The following is a 17,602-nucleotide window of genomic DNA, read 5'->3' as shown; positions in this document are numbered from 1 at the left end:
ATGCCGGGGGATTCCGCATGAAGACCTGGTGGGACACGATGGCGCCGCGCGTGCGGCGGGCCCTGCTCGCGGGAGGCGTGCTCGTGCTGCTGCTGTGCGGCAGCGGCGGCTGGTGGCTGCTGCGGGGCGAGCCTGCGGTCCTGTTCTCGGACTTGCGCGAGCAGGACGCCGCCACTCTTGCGGGCGAACTGGACAAGCTGAAGATCCCCTACACCGTCGCGGACCATGGCAGCACGCTGCTGGTGGACCGTTCCCAGGTGCACTCGGCCCGCATGAAGCTGATGGGGCGCGAGCTGCCGCTGCATGGTTCGGTCGGCTTCGAGTTGTTCAACACCAGCGACTTCGGCATGACGGAGTTTGCCCAGAAGGTCAATTACCAGCGCGCGCTCCAGGGCGAGCTGACGCGCACGATCCTCGCGTTCCCCGAGGTGCGCGACGCCCGGGTACACCTCGCGCTGGCGGAGCAGGGTCTATTCCGGCAGAACACCACGCGGCCGAAGGCGGCCATCACGCTGACCCTGAGGGCGGGGGAGTCGCTGCGGCCCGAGCAGGTCAGCGGCATCCAGCGGCTGGTGGCGGCCGCCGTCCCGGGCCTGCAGGCGCAGGAGGTGACGCTCGTGGACCAGCGCGGGGTCGCGCTCACCCGCGTGGCGGAAGCGGACGAAGGCCCAGGGGGCGCGGCCCGCCTGGAGCTGAAGCGCGAGATGGAGAACTATCTCGCCCGCAAAGCCGCGGCCGTGCTGGACCAGGCCTTCGGTGCGGGGCAGGCGCTCGCCAGCGTGGACCTCACGCTCGACATGGACCAGGTGCGGGTCACGACGGAAGACGTGCTGTCCGCGCCCGATCCGCGTGGCGGGCCGGCCATGGGGGTGCTGGTGCGCGAGCGCGAGTCGGTTCGCGACGGCGCCACGTCGCCGGATCCGCGCAACCCCGAGCCGCGCGTGGCGCGTGGCGGCAGCATGCAGCGCGATGTCGATTACCAGGCCGGGCGTCGCGTCGAGCAAGTGGTGAGCCAGCCGGGGGCGGTGCGGCGAATCCAGGTGGTGGCGGTGGTCCGGCAAGCGCTTGCTCCCGAACAGCGAGAACAGGTGCAGAAGCTGGTGGCGGCGGCCGTGGGCGCCGCGCCGGAACGCGGCGACACGGTCGTCGTGCAGGCGCTGCAAGCGGCGCCGCAACCCGTGGCCGCCGAGCCTGTAAGCGAGTCCACGCCGGTCGCGCCACGGGTGAGCGCCGGGGCCGCGGTTCCGCAGGCGTACTGGTGGCCGGTGCTGGGCGCGGCCTGTGCTCTGTTCCTGGGAACGCTGCTGTGGTTGCGCCGGCGGGCGCGCCTGCGGCCTTTGTTGCAAGCGCCGCGCCTGACGCAGGCGCAGCGCGAGGCAGCGTTGCAGCAGGTGCGCGGCTGGATGCTGCAGGCGAGCGAAACCACACCCAGGCCTGCGGCGACGCCGACCCGGGGAGCGACACCATGACACTCCAGCTTCCAAGTCCTTCGCCGGCCCACCGCGCGGCCCTGACGCTCCATGCCTTGTCCGGCGACGACCGCGCATGGGTCCTGGAGGCCTTGAGCAGTCAGCAGCGGTCCGTGCTGAAGCCGCTGTTGGGTGAGCTCGACGAGCTCGGAATTCCCAGGGAGGCGGACCTGCTCCGTGGACTCGCCGGAACAGGCAGCGAGGCAGCGATCCCCGCATCCGATGCATTGCAGGCACTGGACGATCCGGGCGTGCGCAGGCTGGCGAACCTGCTCGCTGCGGAGCCGCCCCGCCTCGCCGCTGCTCTGCTCGCCGCCGGCTCCTGGCCGTGGGGCGGGCAACTTCTCGCCGGATTGCCGCAGGCGATGGCGCAGGAGGTGGAATCGCTGGCACGGTCCGCAAGTCCCGCGGTTGCGCTGCAAGCCGCCGTCGTCGCAGAGACGGCGCTCCGGGTCGCGGGCGAGCGAGCGGAGCCAAAGCCGGTCTCGCGCTGGCAATTGCTGCGGCGCCGGCTGCTCGCGCTGGGGAGAGGGCGATGAGCGCCCTCCCCGCCATCGGCCGCGAGGTGTTGCGCGGCGTCCCAGTCGAGGCGACGCCCCTGCGGCTGGGCCGCGCCCGAGCCGCGGTTGCACCGGCGGCAGCCGAAGACGCAGCCCGCGAGCAGGCGCTGCGCGAGGCGCTCGCGCTCGCCCGGGAGGAAGCGCGCGAGGAGGGCCTGCGCGCAGGTCGCGCGGAGGGGCTGCGGGAAGGCCGTGCGCAGGCAGCGGACGAGGTCCGCCAGGCCGTGCAGCGCGCCGTGGACGAAGCCGTGCTTCCCTTGCAGGCCCAACACGAACGCCTGCAGAAGATGGCACAGGGCGCGCAGGAATCGATGGCTACGCTGCTCGCCGCAGCCGAGGACGACATGGTGGCGCTGTGCTACGAAACGCTCTGCCGCCTGATCGGCGCGAGCGCCGGGGGCCCGGGGGCCGTCCGTGCGCAGCTCGCGCGGCTGGCCGCGCTGCATGGCGGGACGGACCTCGTTCTGCACGTGCACCCGCAGGATGCGGAGCTGCTGGCACGCGGTCCCGCCGGCGCGTTCACGTGGGTCGCAGACATCGAGGTGGGACTCGGCGGATGCATCCTGAAATCCTCCCGGGGCGCGCTCGATGCGCGGCTGGAAACGATGCTCTCCGCCTGCAAGGCCACCCTGCTGGAAGCGCGCGCCCGGCGATCGCAAGGGCCGCTCGCGGGGGAGGGCTCGTGAGCGTGATCGCCGGCTATCGCGAAGCCTTGCGCTCCGCCGAACTCGCCCAGCGCATCGGCTGGGTGCGGCGGCTGCAGGGGCTCGCGATCGAGGCGGACGGGCCGCGCGCGGAGCTCGGTGAGATGTGCAGCGTGCTGCCGCACGAGTCCGGGTCCGCACGACCCGTGCTCGCCGAAGTCGTCGGCCTCGAGCCGGGGCGCGTGGTGTTGCTGCCGTACGGCGTCTTGCGCGGCATCGGAGCCGGGGCACGCGTGGTCGCCCTGGGGCACGCGTCGCGCATCGCGGTGGGGCCGCAGCTGCTGGGCCGGGTCATCGACGGCTTCGGTGAACCGCTGGACGGACGTGCGCCGCCGGTGCTGTCGGAGTGGGCGTGCCTTCACGCAGCGCCGACGAACCCCCTGCAGCGGCCGCGGATCGCACGGGTGCTGGAGACCGGCGTGCGCGCCATCGACGTCTTCCTCACCCTGGGAGAAGGCCAGCGCATGGGCATCTTCGCCGGCAGCGGCGTCGGCAAGAGCAGCCTGCTCGGGATGATCGTCCGCCATGCCCGCGCGGATCTCAATGTGGTGGCGCTGATCGGGGAGCGTGGCCGCGAGGTGCGCGAATTCGTCGAGGAGCAGCTCGGCGAGGAGGGGCTGCGCCGCTCGGTCGTCATCGCCGCCAGTTCCGAGCAGCCGGCCCTGGCACGGATCCGTGCCGCACATGCCGCGGTGGCCGTGGCGCGTCATTTCGCGCAGCAGGACCGCTCCGTGCTGCTGACGATGGACTCGATCACGCGGCTGGCCATGGCCCGCAGGGAGGTCGGGCTGGCGGCCGGCGAACCGGCGACGGCGCGCGGCTACACGCCTTCGGTGTTCGCGGAGCTGCCGCAGATCTGCGAGCGTTGCGGCACCCTGGCCTCGGGCGGCTCGGTCACGGCGCTGCTGACGGTGCTGGTGGAAGGCGACGACCTCAACGAACCGGTCGCCGACAGCATGCGTTCGATCTTGGACGGGCACATCGTGCTTTCGCGTGAACTGGCGCAGCAGGCGCATTTCCCGGCTATCGACCTGCTTCGCAGCGCCAGCCGCCTGCTGCGCGACCTGGTTCCGCAGGAAGACCGGCAGCTGGTGCGCGAGGCCGTGCGCCACCTCTCCGTGCTGGAGCGCAACCGCCAGCTGGTCGAACTCGGTGCCTACACCAAGGGCAGCCATCCCGCACTCGATGCCGCCCTCGCCCTGGAAGCCTCGCTCTTTGCGTGGCTGCGGCAGGAGCATGGCGGCGTCGACCGGGCGGAGGCCCTGGGGCAGCTTGCGCGGGTGCTGGCACGACGGAGCGGTGCATGAACGATCTCAAAGCCGTTCCCCGGGTCGACCTGCGGGCGTTTCGCTGGCACCTCGAACCGCTGCAGCGACACCTGGATGGCGCGGTGGAGAGTGCGCGGCTGGAGCTCGGCGCGCTGCAGCGTCACCTGCACTTACTTGACGAGGCGGCGCAGCGCCGCTCGGCGCACCAGCGCGAGCAGGAGCGACGGGCCGCGCGCAGCGCCCCCGACGACCTCCACGCCAGAGCGCGGGCCGTGCGCTACCTGGCCAGCCTGGAAGAGGCCCGGCTCGCCGCCGAGGCGTCCCGCGTCGGACTGGAGCAGCGCGTCGTCGCCGCCCGGGCGGCTTGCGCGGAGCGGCAGCGGCAGCTCGAATCCGTGGAGGCGCTACGGCACGCCGCGCAGCGGCAGCACGCGCAGCAACAACTGCGCCGCGAATGGAGCGAGGCGGACGCGGCCTGGCTGGCGCTGATGCAAAGGCGCCGCGCCGCGGAGACCCGCGAGAGGACGGACGCATCATGAATCTCGGGCTGGTCGACCTGCGTCTCGCCGCTCCATTCCCGCCGACGGTGCCGACGGTGCCGCATGCGCAGGACTTTCCCGGCTGGATCGCGCAGCTGCAGCGCGCCGGGAGCGACAACGAAGCACCGGAACGCGCCGCACCCGAAAGTGCGGAGACACAACTCGAATCCTGCGGGATCCCGCTGGCTCCGGCCGAAGCCGCGCCGGTGCGCGTCGCGGCGCCGCCAGTCTCGCATGTTGCCGCCGGGGAATCCGCGCCGCCACTGCCCGGCCCCGGGCCGGTGGAGCAGAGGCCGTCCCTGCGGGTGCACGTCCAGGCCGACGCAGCCGAAGGCCTCAAGGTCTGGCTGGGCATCGATGGCGACGCCGCGCTGGTCGCCCAACGCGCCGGCGTTGCCGTGGCGGACCTGTGTCGCAGCCTGCAGCAGCCTGCCGGCGCGCGCGTCGTCTCCGTGATCTGCAACGGCGTGCCGGTGTACCCGCGCGCCTCCCTCGATTCCTCTCTCCTGAAGGAAGCACCATGGCCATCGGATCGGTAGCGGCCCCCGCGGGCGCCGGGGCAGCCTCCAGCGCGCTGGGGCTGCGCGAGTTCATGAACGTCCTGCTGACGCAGCTCACGTTCCAGGACCCGCTCAAGCCCATGGACAACCAGGCCTTCATGGCGCAGATGGCGCAGTTCAGCGCGCTGGAACAGTCCCAGCAGCTCAACGACCGCATGCAGCAACTGATCGAGAACCAGGCCGCGCTGCAGTCGATCGGGCTGCTCGGACGCAGCGTCGACGTGATTGTCGAGGGGGGCCGCAGCACCGGAAAGGTGACTGCCATGGCGCTGCAGGGAGACGCGCCGCTGCTCACCGTGTCGCTCGCCGGCGGTGCCGTCGTGGCGGACATCCCGCTTTCGCAACTGCTCGCCGTCCGCTGAAGGGAGCCGCTCATGCTCGATTCCATCCACGTCGGCCTGACCGGCCTGCAGGCTTTCCAGCAGGGGCTGCGCGTGATCGCGAACAACACCACCAACCTGAACACGCCGGGCTTCAAGGCGTCCACGCTGCAGTTCTCCGAAATGGTCGGAACCGGCTCTCCGTCAGGCGAGGCGACCCTCGGCCAAGGCGTGGACGCGACTTCCGCGCACCTGGACTGGCGTCAGGGCGATTTCCGCGAGACCGGCAACGAGTTCGACCTGGCACTGGAGGGCGAGGGGCTCTTCGTGCTGCGCGACGCGCAGGGCCAGACGCGGTACACCCGGGCCGGGCAATTCCAGTTGGGCACCGACGGCGTGCTGGTCAACCGCGTCGACGCCAGCAAGGTGATGGGGCGCGCGGCCGACGGCGCACTTGGCGAAATCTCCGTCGCGGGCTTGCGCACGAGCGCTGGCGAGGCCACGAGGACCGTCCGCTTCACGGGAAACCTGTCCAGCACGGTGGCGGAGCAGACGGTCGGCTCGGTGAAGGTCTTCGACGCCGCCGGCGCGGAACACGAGCTCGAGGTTCGCCTCACCAGCCTTGCGCCGGACAACGCCGGACGATGGAAGCTCGAACTGCTGGACGGGGCCGCTTTGGTAGGCACTTCGGAGATCGCGTTCGACGACGGACAACCCACGCCCGCAACGAGCCGCCTTTCCTTCACCTACGCGCCCGCGGGAGGAACCGCGCAAGCGCTCGAACTCGACTTCTCGGCGGACGTCACCTCCTTCGCCTCCGGCAACCTGTCGACACTGGCGATGAGCTCGCAGGATGGCTTCGGGCCCGGCGCGCTGACCAAGCTCGCCTTCGATGCGAGCGGCAGGCTCGTCGCCACGTACACCAACGGCCAGACCCGGAAAGGAGCGCAACTGGCGCTGGGGCGCTTCAACGCGTCCGGCGCCCTCCGCGACCTGGGCGGCGGCCTGTTCGCCGAGGCCGGCGCCGGGGCCTGGCAGCTTGGGGTGGCCGGCGAGGCGGGCTTCGCGGGCGTGCGGGCCGGCGCGCTCGAGACCTCCAACGTGGACCTTTCGCGCGAGTTCAGCGATCTGGTGATCCTGCAGCGCGGCTACCAGGCGTCCTCGCAGATCGTCGCCACCGCGAACGACATGTTGCAGGAACTCTTCGGGATGAAGAACAAGTGAGTGCCGCCAGCAGTCCTGCGACCTGGCGTCGCATCGAAGGCGCACGGCCGCTGGTCGCCTGGCGTGCAGCGCAGCTCGCCGCCGCCGCGTATGCGCTGGCCCCCGCGCCACAGGCATGGAGAGAGGCCTGGGGAATGCCGTCCAGAGCGGGAGGCGTGACTTGCACCCATCCGACGCCGCAGGATCTCCTACGCCCATGGCAGTGCGTTGCAGGCGGCACCGCCGGGGCGGCATGGCTCTCCCTGCCGGCTTCCTTCGACACGGAACTGGCGCAACTCCTGTGGGGCTGCGACGGCATCGCGGGACCGATCGCGCTCGGCGTTCTGACCGCGTGCCGTGCCGATTTCGCAGCGCGCCTGCGTGCGGCTCTCTGCCTCGAGGCGGGCGGGGAACGGGTGCCTTCGTCATGCGCTTGGTCCGGGCAGGTCGTGGCGGCAATGGGCACCGGCGTGTTCCTGTTGCTGGATGCGCCGGCCATGGACCACTTGCTGCGCGGCGCCGCGCCGGAACTGGCCGGCGAGATGCGGCCTGCGACCGCGCTCCCGGCACTCACTCCGCTCACGACCGCCGTCGGCGGCACGCGGCTGCCGCTGCGGGCACGGCTGGCCGATTGCGAACTGGATCTCGCCAGCCTGCAGGACCTGCGCATCGGCGACATCGTCCCGGTGCCGCATCGGCTGGACACCCCGCTGCGGGTCTGCGACGCGCAGGGGCAGGCTGTGCTGGCCGGGTACCTCGCGCGTCGGGGGCAGCGCAAGGCCCTGGAACTGGCCACCCCGGGCGTCTGCGCCGCCCCGTCTTCCGGAAAGGTCGCGTCATGAGCCAGATGTTCGAATCCTTCCTGCAGGCCGGCGTGCACGCGCAGGCGATCGCGCTGGAAGAGCCCGGCGCGGAAGCGGGCGCGGCCGCGGCGCTGCTGCGGGAAGGAAATCCCCTGCATGCGGTGAAGGTCAGGCTGCAGGTTTGCGTGGGGGAAGCCGACATGAGCATCGGCGAATTGCTGGGCGCGCGCGAAAGCGAGGTCCTCGTGCTGCAGCGCGGCCTCGACCAGCCGGTGGACCTCCTGCTGGAAGGCAAAGTCGTCGCCCGGGGGCAACTGGTCGCGGTGGACGGATGCTTCGCCGTCCGCATCACCGAGCTGCCGCTGCCGCTGAAGCTCTGAGCATGCGAAGCGCCCTCCTGCATCGCATGGTCGCGGGCCTGCTCGCCTGTGCGTCCATCGTGGGGACGGGGCTCGCGTGGGCCGACGCGCTCCCCGGCAGCCTGCCCCTGCGCCGCGATCCTGAACCTCTTTCCGACGGCGGACTCTGGATCCCCACGGTGCTCCTGCTGGGGCTGGGGCTGGCTGCCGGTGGCTATGCCTGGTGGCGCCGCGGCGCGGGTGCGCAGCCGCACTCCGGTGCCAGGCGGACCGATGCCGCCGTGACCCGGCTGTCCAGCCAGGCGCTGACGCCGCACGCGAGCGTGCATGCGGTGCAGTGGAACGGCGAGGAGTTCCTTCTCGCGTGCACCACGCAGCAGGTGACCCTGCTGGCACGTCGATCGCTCCCGTCGCCCGAGGAAGGATCCCCATGAATCCGCTGATTCGCGGCAGTACTGCGCTCGCCGTGGCCGTCCTGCTGGCGCTGGGACCGGCCAGCGATGCTGGCGCAGCGGCCCAGGCGGCGCCGGTCGTCGAGCGCACCCTGGCCGCGGCGCCGAACGACACGGCGCAGGCCCTGCGCGTCGTCCTCGGCCTGAGCGTGCTCGCAGTGCTGCCCGCGCTGCTGGTCTGCGTCACCTCCTTCCTGAGGATCATCATCGTGCTTTCGATGCTTCGGCAAGCGATCGGCATGCCGGAGACGCCGCCGAACCCGGTGCTGATCGGGCTCGCCCTGTTCTTCACGCTGTTCACGATGGCGCCGGTGCTGCAGTCCCTCGACGAGCAGGCGTTCCAGCCCTTCATGAACGGCACGCTCGGCATGGAAGCCGCCTATGCGAAAGGAACGGCGCCCCTGCGCGAGTTCATGGTGCGGCAGACCCGCGAACAGGACCTGGCCCTCATGATCGAGCTCTCCAGCGCCCGGGTCCCGCAAGGCATCGAGGACGTCGGGAACGTACAGCTGATTCCCGCCTTCATGCTGTCGGAGCTGCGGGCCGCGTTTCAGATCGGCTTTCTGATTTTTCTTCCCTTCCTCCTGATCGATCTCGTCGTGTCGTCGGTCCTGATGACGCTCGGGATGATGATGCTGCCGCCCACCACGATCGCGTTACCGCTCAAGGTGCTCATGTTCGTGCTGGTGGACGGGTGGGCCCTGATCCTCAAGGCCCTCGTCGGGTCCTTCCACTGAGGCGGCCATGCAGGCGGTCGCGGCGGCAGTGGACGAGGAAGCCCTCTTGTGGCGGCAACTCCGGGTGGAGGGCGACGCGCGGGCGCGCGAGCGCCTTCTGGCCTTTCATCAGGGCTACGCGCGCGTGGTAGCGGCTTCGTATTATTCGCGCCGCTACCACGACGAGATCGAGTTTGCCGACTACCTGCAGTACGCCTCCATCGGCCTGCTGGAAGCCTTGGAGCGATTCGATCCGGCGCGCGGCGTGCAATTCCGCACCTTCGCGGCGCGGCGCATGCACGGCGCCATCCTCAACGGCCTGGAGCGCTTCACCGAGAAGCAGCAGCAGATCGCCGCGCGCCGGCGCCTGAGGGCCGAGCGCATGCAGGACCTGAAGGCGCTCGCCGGCGAGCGCAGTGGTTCCGGTGCGCTGCCCCCGCGGGACGCGAAGCAACTGCTGGCCTTCGTTTCCGAGACGGGTATCGGGCTCGCCCTGTGCTGGCTGCTGGAAGGCAGCGGCATGGTCGACGACGGTGCCGAAGCCCCATCGCAACCCTTCTACCGCAGCGCGGAGCTGCGGCAGTTGCGCGCGCGGCTGTTGCAGGCCGTGGAAGGCCTGCCAGTGCAGGAGAGGACCGTGATCCGCAACCACTACCTGCAGGAAATTCCCTTCGAGCAGATCGCCGCCAGCCTGCAGCTCACGCGCGGCCGCATCTCGCAGGTGCACCGGCGGGCGCTGCTGCGCCTGCGCGGGCTGCTGGCCGACCAGGGCGACTGGAGCGCCCTGTTCTGACCAGGCGAGCGTGGCGGACGCCGCAGGAGCGCCTAGATCTTCAGCAGGGAGACCATGGCTACGAGACTACCCAGCGCCGCCACGCCGTAGCAGCACAGCCACCAGAACGCGTTCAGGTGGATGCCGAAGTCATGCAGCGTGTGGTAGATCCGGTGCGCCGCATGCCACAGGAAGAGGGCGATCACGAAGAAGATGAACAGGCCGCCCAGCGGGTTGCGGGCGAACGCGACCAGGTGCTCGTAGGTGATGGGGTTGGCCGCGCCGAGCAGGCCCAGCGGGCCGGCCAGCCCGGTCAGGAACACCAGCGCCGCACCGATCAGGGCCGACACCATGCCGCCCGCGCCGAACAGCAGCCAGAAGGGAGCTTGGTTGGAGTGTTTCATCGTGCGAGCACCCATGCCGTGACGAGGACGAAGGTCGAGGCCGCGATCGCCGCCGCCAGGCCCAGGGCCGTGACGGTGGCCGGCGCCAGCTTCTTGCCGCCGACCACCACCGGGGGCATGGTCTTGGGCATGATCTCGAACCAGCTGTACGTGTGGTAGATGAACACCAGCAGCAGCACCACGTGCAGCGCGATCGACCAGCCGCTGCGCAACTGCTCGAGCCAGCCGTTGAAGGCCGCCTCGCCCTGCGCCAGGCGCACCAGGCCGGCCAGCATCACGAGCCCGTAGACGGCGACGAAGAACGCCGTCACCTCGCGGGCCATGTAGCGCTGGAAGAACGGGACGCGGTTCCACCACCCTTCCATGCTGCGCACATAAGGTCGTCTTGCTGCCATCTCAGCGCCTCCCTCCGGGAATCACGCGCGCGAACCAGCCGAGCGCGCTCGCCGTCTTGTTCTGGTTCACCGCGTTGGCGGGGTCCACGTGCTTGGGACACACCTCCGAGCAGTAGCCCACCGCGGTGCAGTTCCACACGCCTTCGGTGGAGTGGATCAGTTCGTCGCGGGCCGCGTGGTGGCCGTCGCGCGAGTCCGCGTTGTAGCGGTGCGCCAGCGCCGTGAGGCCGGGGCCCAGGAACTTCTGGTCCAGCCCATACTGCGGACAGGCCGCGTAGCACAGCATGCAGTTGATGCAGTGGCTGAAGGACTCGAACTGCTCCAGCTGCGCCGGCGTCTGCAGGTACTCGCCCTGTTCCAGCGGCTTCTCGCGCTGCGGCTCGATCCAGGGCTCGATGCGCGGCAGCTTGTCGATGAAGTCGCTGGCGTCGACCACCAGGTCGCGTTCGATCGGGAAGTGCGCCAGCGCCTCGACGCGGAAGCCCTTCGGGTAGTAATCCCGCATGAAGGTCTTGCAGCCGAGGCTGGGAACGCCGTCGATCATCACGCCGCAGCTGCCGCAGATCGCCATGCGGCAGGACCAGCGGAAGGTCAGTGTGCCGTCGAAGTTGTCCTTGATGTACTGCAGCCCCTGCAGCACGGACATGTCGTCGGTGAACGGGACCTCGAACTTCTCCACGTAGGGCGCCTCCGCCTTGTCAGGCTGGTAGCGCAGCACCTCGACGACGATGGTGCGGGTCTCAGGCAACGACGACACCCTGCTTCTCCTTGGACTGTTGTTGGGCCTTGTCCGCCGTCTCGGCGGCCTCGCCGGCGGCGCCGTAGGCGCGGGTGCCGGGCTGCGACTTCGTGATCACCACGTCGCTGTACGAGATGACCGGCGCCCCGTCGGGGCCGATGGTGGCCAGCGTGTGCTTCAGGAAGCGCTGGTCGTTGCGCTCGGTGCAGTCGGCGTCGAGCCGCTGGTGCGCGCCACGCGATTCCTGGCGGGCGACGGCCGAATGCACCATCGCCTGCGCCACGTCCAGCTGGTATTGCAGCTCCAGGACGCCGAGCCACTCGGTGTTCCAGGCTTCGGCGCGGTCCTGCAACTGCAGGTGCTGCGCGCGCTGTTTCAGCACGGCGATCTCGTTGCGGGCCTGTTCCATCTCGGGGCCGGTACGGTAGATGCCGCAGCCTTGCTCCATGGCCTTGGCCATGGCGTTGCGCAGGTCCCCCAGTTTCTCGGTGCCGTGCTTGCGCCGCAGCGGCGCGGTGGCGCGCTCGCGCGCGTCTTCGGCCTGGCCGCGCAGGTTGGCCGCGTGGCCGAAGGAATGGCCCTTGGCGAAGGCCGCGGCCGATTCGCCAGCCAGCTTGCCGAACACGCACAGTTCCGCGAGCGAATTGGAGCCGAGCCGGTTGGCCCCGTGGATGCCGCTGGAGGCGCACTCGCCGGCGGCGAACAGCCCGGGCAGGGGCGCGGCGGCCGCGACGGTCGTCGGGATGCCGCCCATCGTGTAGTGCACCGCGGGACGCACCGGGATCGGGCTGTCCGCTGGGTCCAGGCCCATGAACTCCTCGGCCAGCTCGCAGATCTGCGGCAGGCGCTCGCGCAGCTTGGCCTTGCCCAGCTGGCGCAGGTCGAGGTTGACGTAGGTGCCGTGCGGGCCTTCCAGCGTGCGGCCCTTGCGCTCCTCGTGCCAGAAGGCCTGCGAGAGGCGGTCGCGCGGGCCGAGTTCCATCGCCTTCTTGCGCGGCCACGGGTCGGCGGGGCCGAGTCCGTAGTCCTGCAGGTAGCGGTAGCCGTCCTTGTTGGTCAGGATGCCGCCTTCGCCGCGGCAGCCTTCCGTGAACAGCAGGCCCGTGCCCGGCATGCAGGTCGGGTGGTACTGCACGAATTCCATGTCGCGCAGCGGCACGCCGTGGCGGTAGGCGAGCGCCATGCCGTCGCCGGTGACGATGCCGCCATTGGTGTTCTGGCGGAACACGCGGCCGGCGCCGCCGGTGGCGACCACCACCGCGCGCGCCTCGATCAGCTGGAAGTCGCCGGTGGCGATCTCCACGGCCAGCACGCCCTGGGCTCGGCCGTCCTCGACCAGCAGGTCGCAGCAGAAATGCTCGTCGAAGCGCCGGATGCCCGGGTACTTCAGCGAAGTCTGGAACAGCGTGTGCAGCATGTGGAAGCCGGTCATGTCGGCGGCGAACCACGTGCGCTCGATCTTCATGCCGCCGAAGGCGCGGGTGTTGATGTGGCCGTCTTCCTTGCGGCTCCAGGGGCAGCCCCAGTGCTCCAGCTGCACCATCTCCTCGGTGCAGTGGGCCACGAAGTACTCCACCGCGTCCTGGTCGCACAACCAGTCGCCGCCGTGCACGGTGTCGTTGAAGTGGTGCTCGAGGCTGTCGTCGGGGCGCACGACGGCGGCAGAGCCCCCCTCCGCCGCCACCGTGTGGCTGCGCATCGGGTACACCTTGGAGACCAGCGCGATTCGCAGCGCCGGATCCTTCTCCGCCACCGCGATGGCAGCGCGCAAGCCGGCGCCCCCTCCCCCCACGATGACCACGTCGCACTGATGGATAGCTATGGAGCTCAAGGGACCCTCGCTCTTTTGTGTGGGTCTACTTTCGCGAGCTTCCGGGTGGCGCGTCTTGATGCCCGTCAACCGGGGGTAAACACGGAGGCGGGCCCTTCGAACGTGTATCCATCGGTAGAGGTCCCACCCACTGCGGCAACTGGACGTTGGAGACCTGGCATCGCGGTCCACTCACCCACCCGGGCGTATCCACATTTACAAATGAGAGTGATTTGCATTAGGATGTGGGCAGCTGAAGAAGAAAGCACTCAATGCGCCTGCTCCCCATCGCCGCCTGCCTCGCCTTCACCCTCGCGCTCACCACGGCCGCGGCCGCGGAGCCCGAGTTCACGCTGCTGATCAAGAACCACCGCTTCGAGCCGACGGAACTGAAAGTGCCCGCCGGCCAGCGCGTGAAGCTGGTCGTCCACAACCAGGACAGCACCCCCGAGGAATTCGAGAGCCACAGCCTCAATCGCGAGAAGGTGATCCCCGGCGGCGCCAAGGCCACGATCTTCATCGGGCCGCTGAAGCCCGGGCGCTACACCTTCTTCGGCGAGTTCAACGAAGCGACCGCCAAGGGTGCGGTCGTCGCCGAATAGGGCGCGCCATGTTCGCCACCGCCCTCATCGTCTTCCGCGAGTCCCTTGAAGCCGCCCTGTTCGTGGGCATCGTGGCCGCCGCGACGCGCCAGCTCGCGGGCCGCGGCCGCTGGCTCGCCGGTGGAATCGGCGCCGGCGTCCTCGGCGCCATCCTGCTGGCACTCGGGGCACAGCAGATCAGCGCCCAGTTCGAAGGCACGGGACAGGACCTCGTGAACATCGCGGTGCTCTCGGTGGCGCTCGCGATGCTGCTCTGGCACTGCATCTGGGTCAGCACGCATTCGCGCGAGATGGCGATGGAAGCGCGCCAGCTCGGGACGTCGGTCCAGCAGGGGCAGCGCACGCCTTGGGCCCTGGGCATCGCGGTGGCGCTGGCAGTGCTGCGCGAAGGCGCGGAAACGGTGCTGTTCGTCGGCGGCGCGCTCACCGGGCAAGGCGCGGTGCGCCCCGTGGAGGTGGTGATGTCCTGCCTGCTCGGCGTGCTGTGCGGCGTCGGCGCGGGTGTGGTGATCTACGGCGGGCTCGCGCGGCTGCCCACGCGGCACGTGTTCGCCACCACCAATGCGCTGATCGCGATCCTCGCCGGCTCGATCGCCAGCCAGCTGGTGAAGGCGCTGGCGCAGGCGGGCTTCCTGGAGCGTGGCACGACGCCGCTGTGGGACACGTCGGCGGCGCTGGCGCCGGACTCCGCCCTGGGCACCCTGCTGCACGCCCTCATGGGCTACGACGCGCAGCCCTCGGCGGCCCAGCTCGCCTCGTACGTCGGCGTGCTCCTGCTGATCTACGCCGGCACCCGCTGGATGCGCCGCTCGCTCCACGCGACCTGACGCCCGCTCCGTTTTCCTCAACCACCGCAGAAAGACACCAATGAAAAATGCTGTGCATGCGGCAGCGCTGTGCGCGCTCGCCTCCCTTTCCCTGGCGCCGGCGGCGCCGGCCCTTGCGGGCCCTGCCGAATACGTCTTCCCCGCCATCGTCGAAGAAGGGGAGAAGGAGATCGAGCTGAAGGCAGGCACCCGCAAGCTGCGCGACGGCAGCCGCGAGAGCGAATACATGATCGGCTTCGGGATCGGCGTCAACCGCTGGTGGTTCACCGAGCTCTCCGCCAAGTGGCACAAGGAGCCAGCCGAACACCACGACTTCGACGCCTGGGAATGGGAGAACCGTTTCCAGTTCACCGAGACCGGCCGCTACCCGGTCGACGTCGGGTTCCTGCTGGAGATCGAACGGCCGCACGACCGCGCCGAAGGCTACGAATACCGCTGGGGGCCGCTGTTCCAGGCCGACATCGGCACGAGCTGGACGACCAACCTCAACCTGCTGATCGAAAAGCACATCCGCACCGAGGAACCCGAGCCGGCGGAGCTGGGTTACCAGGTGCAGGCGCGCTACCGCTGGCGCCCCGAGCTCGAAGTGGGCCTCCAGGGTTTCGGCGAGTTCGGGCCCTGGGACCACTGGAAGCCGACCACGGAGCAGTCGCACCGCTGGGGTCCGGCGCTGTTCGGCGCGGTGAAGGTCAGCCAGCGCACCAGCCTCAAGTGGAACGCGGCAGTCCTGTTCGGCCTCACCAACGGTTCACCGCGCAACCAGTTGCGGATGCAGGCCGAATACGAGTTCTGAGGGAAGGGAAGGGGCGCGCGCCCCTTCAGAAGGTCAGGGTGATCGCCGCGGGCGCCGCGGCTTCGACGTGCGTGCGCAGCGTCGGGGTGGGATCGCTGCCCCATTGCCAGGGCGCCCACTCCATGGTCGTCTGAGCCACGGTGAGCGTTTGCGCGTCGTCGTCGACACGCGGGGCTGTCTCGGCCCAGGACGGGAGGGGGAGCTCGATCCTCATGATTCCCACTGTAACCAGCCGTTGCTCTACCACCATGCCGCGCGTCGCCGATACCCGGCAGGAATCGTCGAAAAGTTCACATTGGCCTTCCGCCACCCCGGGAAGGCTTGAAAACTTCACGACCCGCCCTCAGATCCCCGGCGCCGTTCGTCCCTTCAGAACAACAGCATCCAGACATGAGCCAGAAACAAACCCTGTCCTTCCAGGCCGAGGTCGCGCAGTTGCTGCACCTCGTCACCCATTCGCTGTATTCCAACAAGGAGATCTTCCTGCGGGAGCTGATCTCCAACGCCTCCGACGCCTGCGACAAGCTGCGCTTCGAGGCCCTGCACCGGCCCGAGCTGTACGAGGACATGCCCAATCTCGAGGTGCGCGTGGGCTTCGACAAGGAGGCGCGCACCCTCACGATCGCCGACAACGGCATCGGCATGTCGCAGCAGGAGGCGATCGAGAACCTCGGCACCATCGCCAAGAGCGGCACGCGCGAGTTCGTGAGCCACCTCTCCGGCGACCAGAAGGCCGACTCGCAGCTCATCGGCCAGTTCGGCGTAGGCTTCTATTCCGGTTTCATCGTCGCCGACCGCATCACGGTCGAATCGCGCCGCGCCGGGCTGAAGCCCGAAGAGGGCGTGCGCTGGGCCAGCGGCGGCGCCGGCGACTTCGAGGTCGAGACGGTCACGCGCGCGCAGCGCGGCACCAGCGTCACGCTGCACCTGCGCGAGGACGCGCTCGACTACCTCTCCACCTGGCGGCTGAAGTCGATCATCGGCAAGTACTCCGACCACATCTCGCTGCCCATCCTGATGCGCAAGGAGGAGTGGAAGGAAGGCGGGGAGGAAGGCCAGGGCGGCGAGCACGTCGCGACCGACGAGTGGGAAACCGTCAACCAGGCCACCGCGCTGTGGTCGCGCCCCAAGAAGGACGTCACGCCGGAGCAGTACCGGGAGTTCTACAAGGCGATCAGCCACGACTACGAGGACCCGCTCGCCTGGAGCCACAACCGGGTGGAAGGCAGCACCGAGTACACGCAGCTGCTGTACCTGCCCGCGCGCGCGCCCTTCGACCTGTGGAACCGCGACAAGGCCGCGGGGGTGAAGCTGTACGTCAAGCGCGTGTTCATCATGGACGAGGCCGAGGCGCTGCTGCCCGCGTACCTGCGCTTCGTCAAGGGCGTGGTCGATTCGGCCGACCTGCCGCTGAACGTCAGCCGCGAGCTGCTGCAGGAAAGCCGCGACGTGAAGGCGATCCGCGAGGGCAACACGCGCCGCGTGCTGTCCATGCTGGAAGACATGGCCAAGGCGGAGAAGGACGAAGCCGCCAGCGCCGAGGACAAGGCGAAGTTCGCGAAATTCTGGGCCGAGTTCGGCGCGGTGCTGAAGGAAGGCCTGGGCGAGGACTTCGGCAACCGCGAGCGGCTGGCCAAGCTGCTGCGCTTCGCCTCCACGCAGAGCGATGCGGTGGGCGTCTCGCTGGCCGACTACAAGGCGCGCATGAAGGAGGGCCAGGAGGCGATCTACTACATCACCGCCGACACGCAGGCGGCCGCCGCGAACAGCCCGCAGCTCGAGGTCTTCCGCAAGAAGGGCATCGAGGTGCTGTACATGACCGACCGCGTCGACGAGTGGGCCATGTCGTACCTGAACGAATTCGACGGCACGCCGCTGCAGTCGGTGGCCAAGGGCCAGGTGGAACTGGGCAAGCTGCAGGACGAGGCGGAGAAGAAGGCCGCCGAGGAAGCCGCCGAGTCCTTCAAGCCGGTGCTGGCGAAGCTGAAGGAGGCGCTGAAGGACAAGGCGCAGGACGTGCGCGTCACCACGCGCCTGGTCGATTCGCCGGCCTGCCTGGTGGTGAACGAGGGCGGCATGAGCCTGCAGCTGGCGCGCCTGCTGAAGCAGGCGGGACAGAAGGCGCCGGAGGCGAAGCCCGTGCTGGAGGTCAATGCCGCGCACCCGCTGGTGAAGAAGCTGGAGGGCTCGCCCGACTTCCACGACCTGGCGCACATCCTGTTCGACCAGGCGCTGCTGGCCGAGGGCGGCCTGCCGGAGGATCCGGCGGCGTACGTGAAGCGGGTGAACGCGCTACTGTCGTAAGCG

The 17,602-nt window shown here is 69.7% G+C and carries 21 protein-coding genes; 17 read left to right on the top strand and 4 right to left on the bottom strand.

Annotation, left to right across the window (positions count from 1 at the left end):
* Positions 1 to 17 precede the first annotated feature (17 nt).
* Genes fliF through JJ685_RS20335 form a run of 13 tightly spaced genes read left to right on the top strand, consistent with a single transcriptional unit; the run spans position 18 to position 9,746 of the window.
* Positions 18 to 1,469: a flagellar basal-body MS-ring/collar protein FliF gene (fliF, locus tag JJ685_RS20395; RefSeq protein WP_201676165.1), complete on the top strand. Its 1,452-nt coding sequence runs from the start codon at positions 18 to 20 to the stop codon at positions 1,467 to 1,469.
* A complete protein-coding gene (locus tag JJ685_RS20390) occupies positions 1,466 to 2,008 on the top strand; it encodes a hypothetical protein (RefSeq protein WP_201676164.1) in 543 nt (180 codons plus the stop codon). Before fliF ends, JJ685_RS20390 begins: the two co-directional genes overlap by 4 nt.
* The gene (locus JJ685_RS20385) at positions 2,005 to 2,715 is read left to right on the top strand and encodes a FliH/SctL family protein (RefSeq protein WP_201676163.1); all 711 of its coding nucleotides are present in this window, start codon (positions 2,005 to 2,007) and stop codon (positions 2,713 to 2,715) included. The genes JJ685_RS20390 and JJ685_RS20385 overlap by 4 nt, the downstream gene beginning before the upstream one ends.
* Positions 2,712 to 4,040 carry a FliI/YscN family ATPase gene (locus tag JJ685_RS20380; protein ID WP_201676162.1) on the top strand — a complete coding sequence of 443 codons (1,329 nt, stop codon included), beginning with the start codon at positions 2,712 to 2,714 and terminating at the stop codon, positions 4,038 to 4,040. Before JJ685_RS20385 ends, JJ685_RS20380 begins: the two co-directional genes overlap by 4 nt.
* Complete coding sequence (locus JJ685_RS20375; RefSeq protein WP_201676161.1) at positions 4,037 to 4,540, top strand: hypothetical protein; 504 nt, start codon at positions 4,037 to 4,039, stop codon at positions 4,538 to 4,540. Before JJ685_RS20380 ends, JJ685_RS20375 begins: the two co-directional genes overlap by 4 nt.
* Complete coding sequence (locus JJ685_RS20370; protein ID WP_201676160.1) at positions 4,537 to 5,079, top strand: hypothetical protein; 543 nt, start codon at positions 4,537 to 4,539, stop codon at positions 5,077 to 5,079. The genes JJ685_RS20375 and JJ685_RS20370 overlap by 4 nt, the downstream gene beginning before the upstream one ends.
* On the top strand, positions 5,061 to 5,462 hold the full coding sequence (locus JJ685_RS20365; protein WP_201676159.1) for a flagellar hook assembly protein FlgD: 402 nt from the start codon (positions 5,061 to 5,063) through the stop codon (positions 5,460 to 5,462). The genes JJ685_RS20370 and JJ685_RS20365 overlap by 19 nt, the downstream gene beginning before the upstream one ends.
* Positions 5,463 to 5,474: 12 nt before the next feature.
* Entirely contained in the window at positions 5,475 to 6,644 is a 1,170-nt protein-coding gene (locus JJ685_RS20360) for a flagellar hook protein FlgE (protein ID WP_201676158.1), read from the top strand.
* Positions 6,641 to 7,465, top strand: coding sequence for a FliM/FliN family flagellar motor switch protein (locus JJ685_RS30300; protein WP_201676157.1), 825 nt, complete (start codon positions 6,641 to 6,643; stop codon positions 7,463 to 7,465). The genes JJ685_RS20360 and JJ685_RS30300 overlap by 4 nt, the downstream gene beginning before the upstream one ends.
* Positions 7,462 to 7,806, top strand: a complete 345-nt coding sequence (locus tag JJ685_RS20350) for a FliM/FliN family flagellar motor switch protein (protein WP_201676156.1) — start codon at positions 7,462 to 7,464, stop codon at positions 7,804 to 7,806. Before JJ685_RS30300 ends, JJ685_RS20350 begins: the two co-directional genes overlap by 4 nt.
* Positions 7,807 to 7,808: 2 nt before the next feature.
* Positions 7,809 to 8,219, top strand: a complete 411-nt coding sequence (locus tag JJ685_RS20345) for a flagellar biosynthetic protein FliO (RefSeq protein WP_201676155.1) — start codon at positions 7,809 to 7,811, stop codon at positions 8,217 to 8,219.
* On the top strand, positions 8,216 to 8,974 hold the full coding sequence (fliP, locus tag JJ685_RS20340) for a flagellar type III secretion system pore protein FliP (RefSeq protein WP_201676154.1): 759 nt from the start codon (positions 8,216 to 8,218) through the stop codon (positions 8,972 to 8,974). Before JJ685_RS20345 ends, fliP begins: the two co-directional genes overlap by 4 nt.
* 7 nt (positions 8,975 to 8,981) lie before the next feature.
* Positions 8,982 to 9,746: a sigma-70 family RNA polymerase sigma factor gene (locus JJ685_RS20335; RefSeq protein ID WP_201676153.1), complete on the top strand. Its 765-nt coding sequence runs from the start codon at positions 8,982 to 8,984 to the stop codon at positions 9,744 to 9,746.
* A 32-nt stretch (positions 9,747 to 9,778) separates the two neighbouring features.
* Here JJ685_RS20335 and frdD read toward each other — a convergent pair whose 3' ends face one another.
* Genes frdD through frdA form a run of 4 tightly spaced genes read right to left on the bottom strand, consistent with a single transcriptional unit; the run spans position 9,779 to position 13,094 of the window.
* Positions 9,779 to 10,129, bottom strand: a complete 351-nt coding sequence (gene frdD / locus JJ685_RS20330; RefSeq protein WP_201676152.1) for a fumarate reductase subunit FrdD — start codon at positions 10,127 to 10,129, stop codon at positions 9,779 to 9,781.
* Positions 10,126 to 10,524 (bottom strand): fumarate reductase subunit C, encoded by a 399-nt coding sequence (locus tag JJ685_RS20325; RefSeq protein ID WP_201676151.1) that lies wholly within the window; start codon positions 10,522 to 10,524, stop codon positions 10,126 to 10,128. Before JJ685_RS20325 ends, frdD begins: the two co-directional genes overlap by 4 nt.
* A gap of 1 nt (position 10,525) precedes the next feature.
* Positions 10,526 to 11,281: a succinate dehydrogenase/fumarate reductase iron-sulfur subunit gene (locus JJ685_RS20320; protein WP_330901808.1), complete on the bottom strand. Its 756-nt coding sequence runs from the start codon at positions 11,279 to 11,281 to the stop codon at positions 10,526 to 10,528.
* The gene (gene frdA, locus JJ685_RS20315; protein ID WP_236599135.1) at positions 11,265 to 13,094 is read right to left on the bottom strand and encodes a fumarate reductase (quinol) flavoprotein subunit; all 1,830 of its coding nucleotides are present in this window, start codon (positions 13,092 to 13,094) and stop codon (positions 11,265 to 11,267) included. Before frdA ends, JJ685_RS20320 begins: the two co-directional genes overlap by 17 nt.
* 251 nt (positions 13,095 to 13,345) lie before the next feature.
* Between frdA and JJ685_RS20310 the strand changes: the two genes are divergently transcribed.
* The 4 genes from JJ685_RS20310 (at position 13,346) to htpG (ending at position 17,599) form a co-directional block, all read left to right on the top strand.
* On the top strand, positions 13,346 to 13,675 hold the full coding sequence (locus tag JJ685_RS20310) for a cupredoxin domain-containing protein (RefSeq protein ID WP_201676150.1): 330 nt from the start codon (positions 13,346 to 13,348) through the stop codon (positions 13,673 to 13,675).
* An 8-nt stretch (positions 13,676 to 13,683) separates the two neighbouring features.
* A complete protein-coding gene (locus tag JJ685_RS20305) occupies positions 13,684 to 14,502 on the top strand; it encodes an FTR1 family iron permease (RefSeq protein WP_201676149.1) in 819 nt (272 codons plus the stop codon).
* 40 nt (positions 14,503 to 14,542) lie between these two features.
* The gene (locus JJ685_RS20300) at positions 14,543 to 15,295 is read left to right on the top strand and encodes a hypothetical protein (protein ID WP_201676148.1); all 753 of its coding nucleotides are present in this window, start codon (positions 14,543 to 14,545) and stop codon (positions 15,293 to 15,295) included.
* A gap of 390 nt (positions 15,296 to 15,685) precedes the next feature.
* Positions 15,686 to 17,599: a molecular chaperone HtpG gene (htpG, locus tag JJ685_RS20295; RefSeq protein ID WP_201676147.1), complete on the top strand. Its 1,914-nt coding sequence runs from the start codon at positions 15,686 to 15,688 to the stop codon at positions 17,597 to 17,599.
* The last annotated feature ends 3 nt before the right edge of the window (positions 17,600 to 17,602 follow it).

It is taken from the genome of Ramlibacter monticola (assembly GCF_016722785.1).
GTDB classification, from domain to species: Bacteria; Pseudomonadota; Gammaproteobacteria; order Burkholderiales; family Burkholderiaceae_C; genus Ramlibacter; species Ramlibacter monticola.
This window is presented reverse-complemented; position numbering and strand designations above follow the sequence as displayed.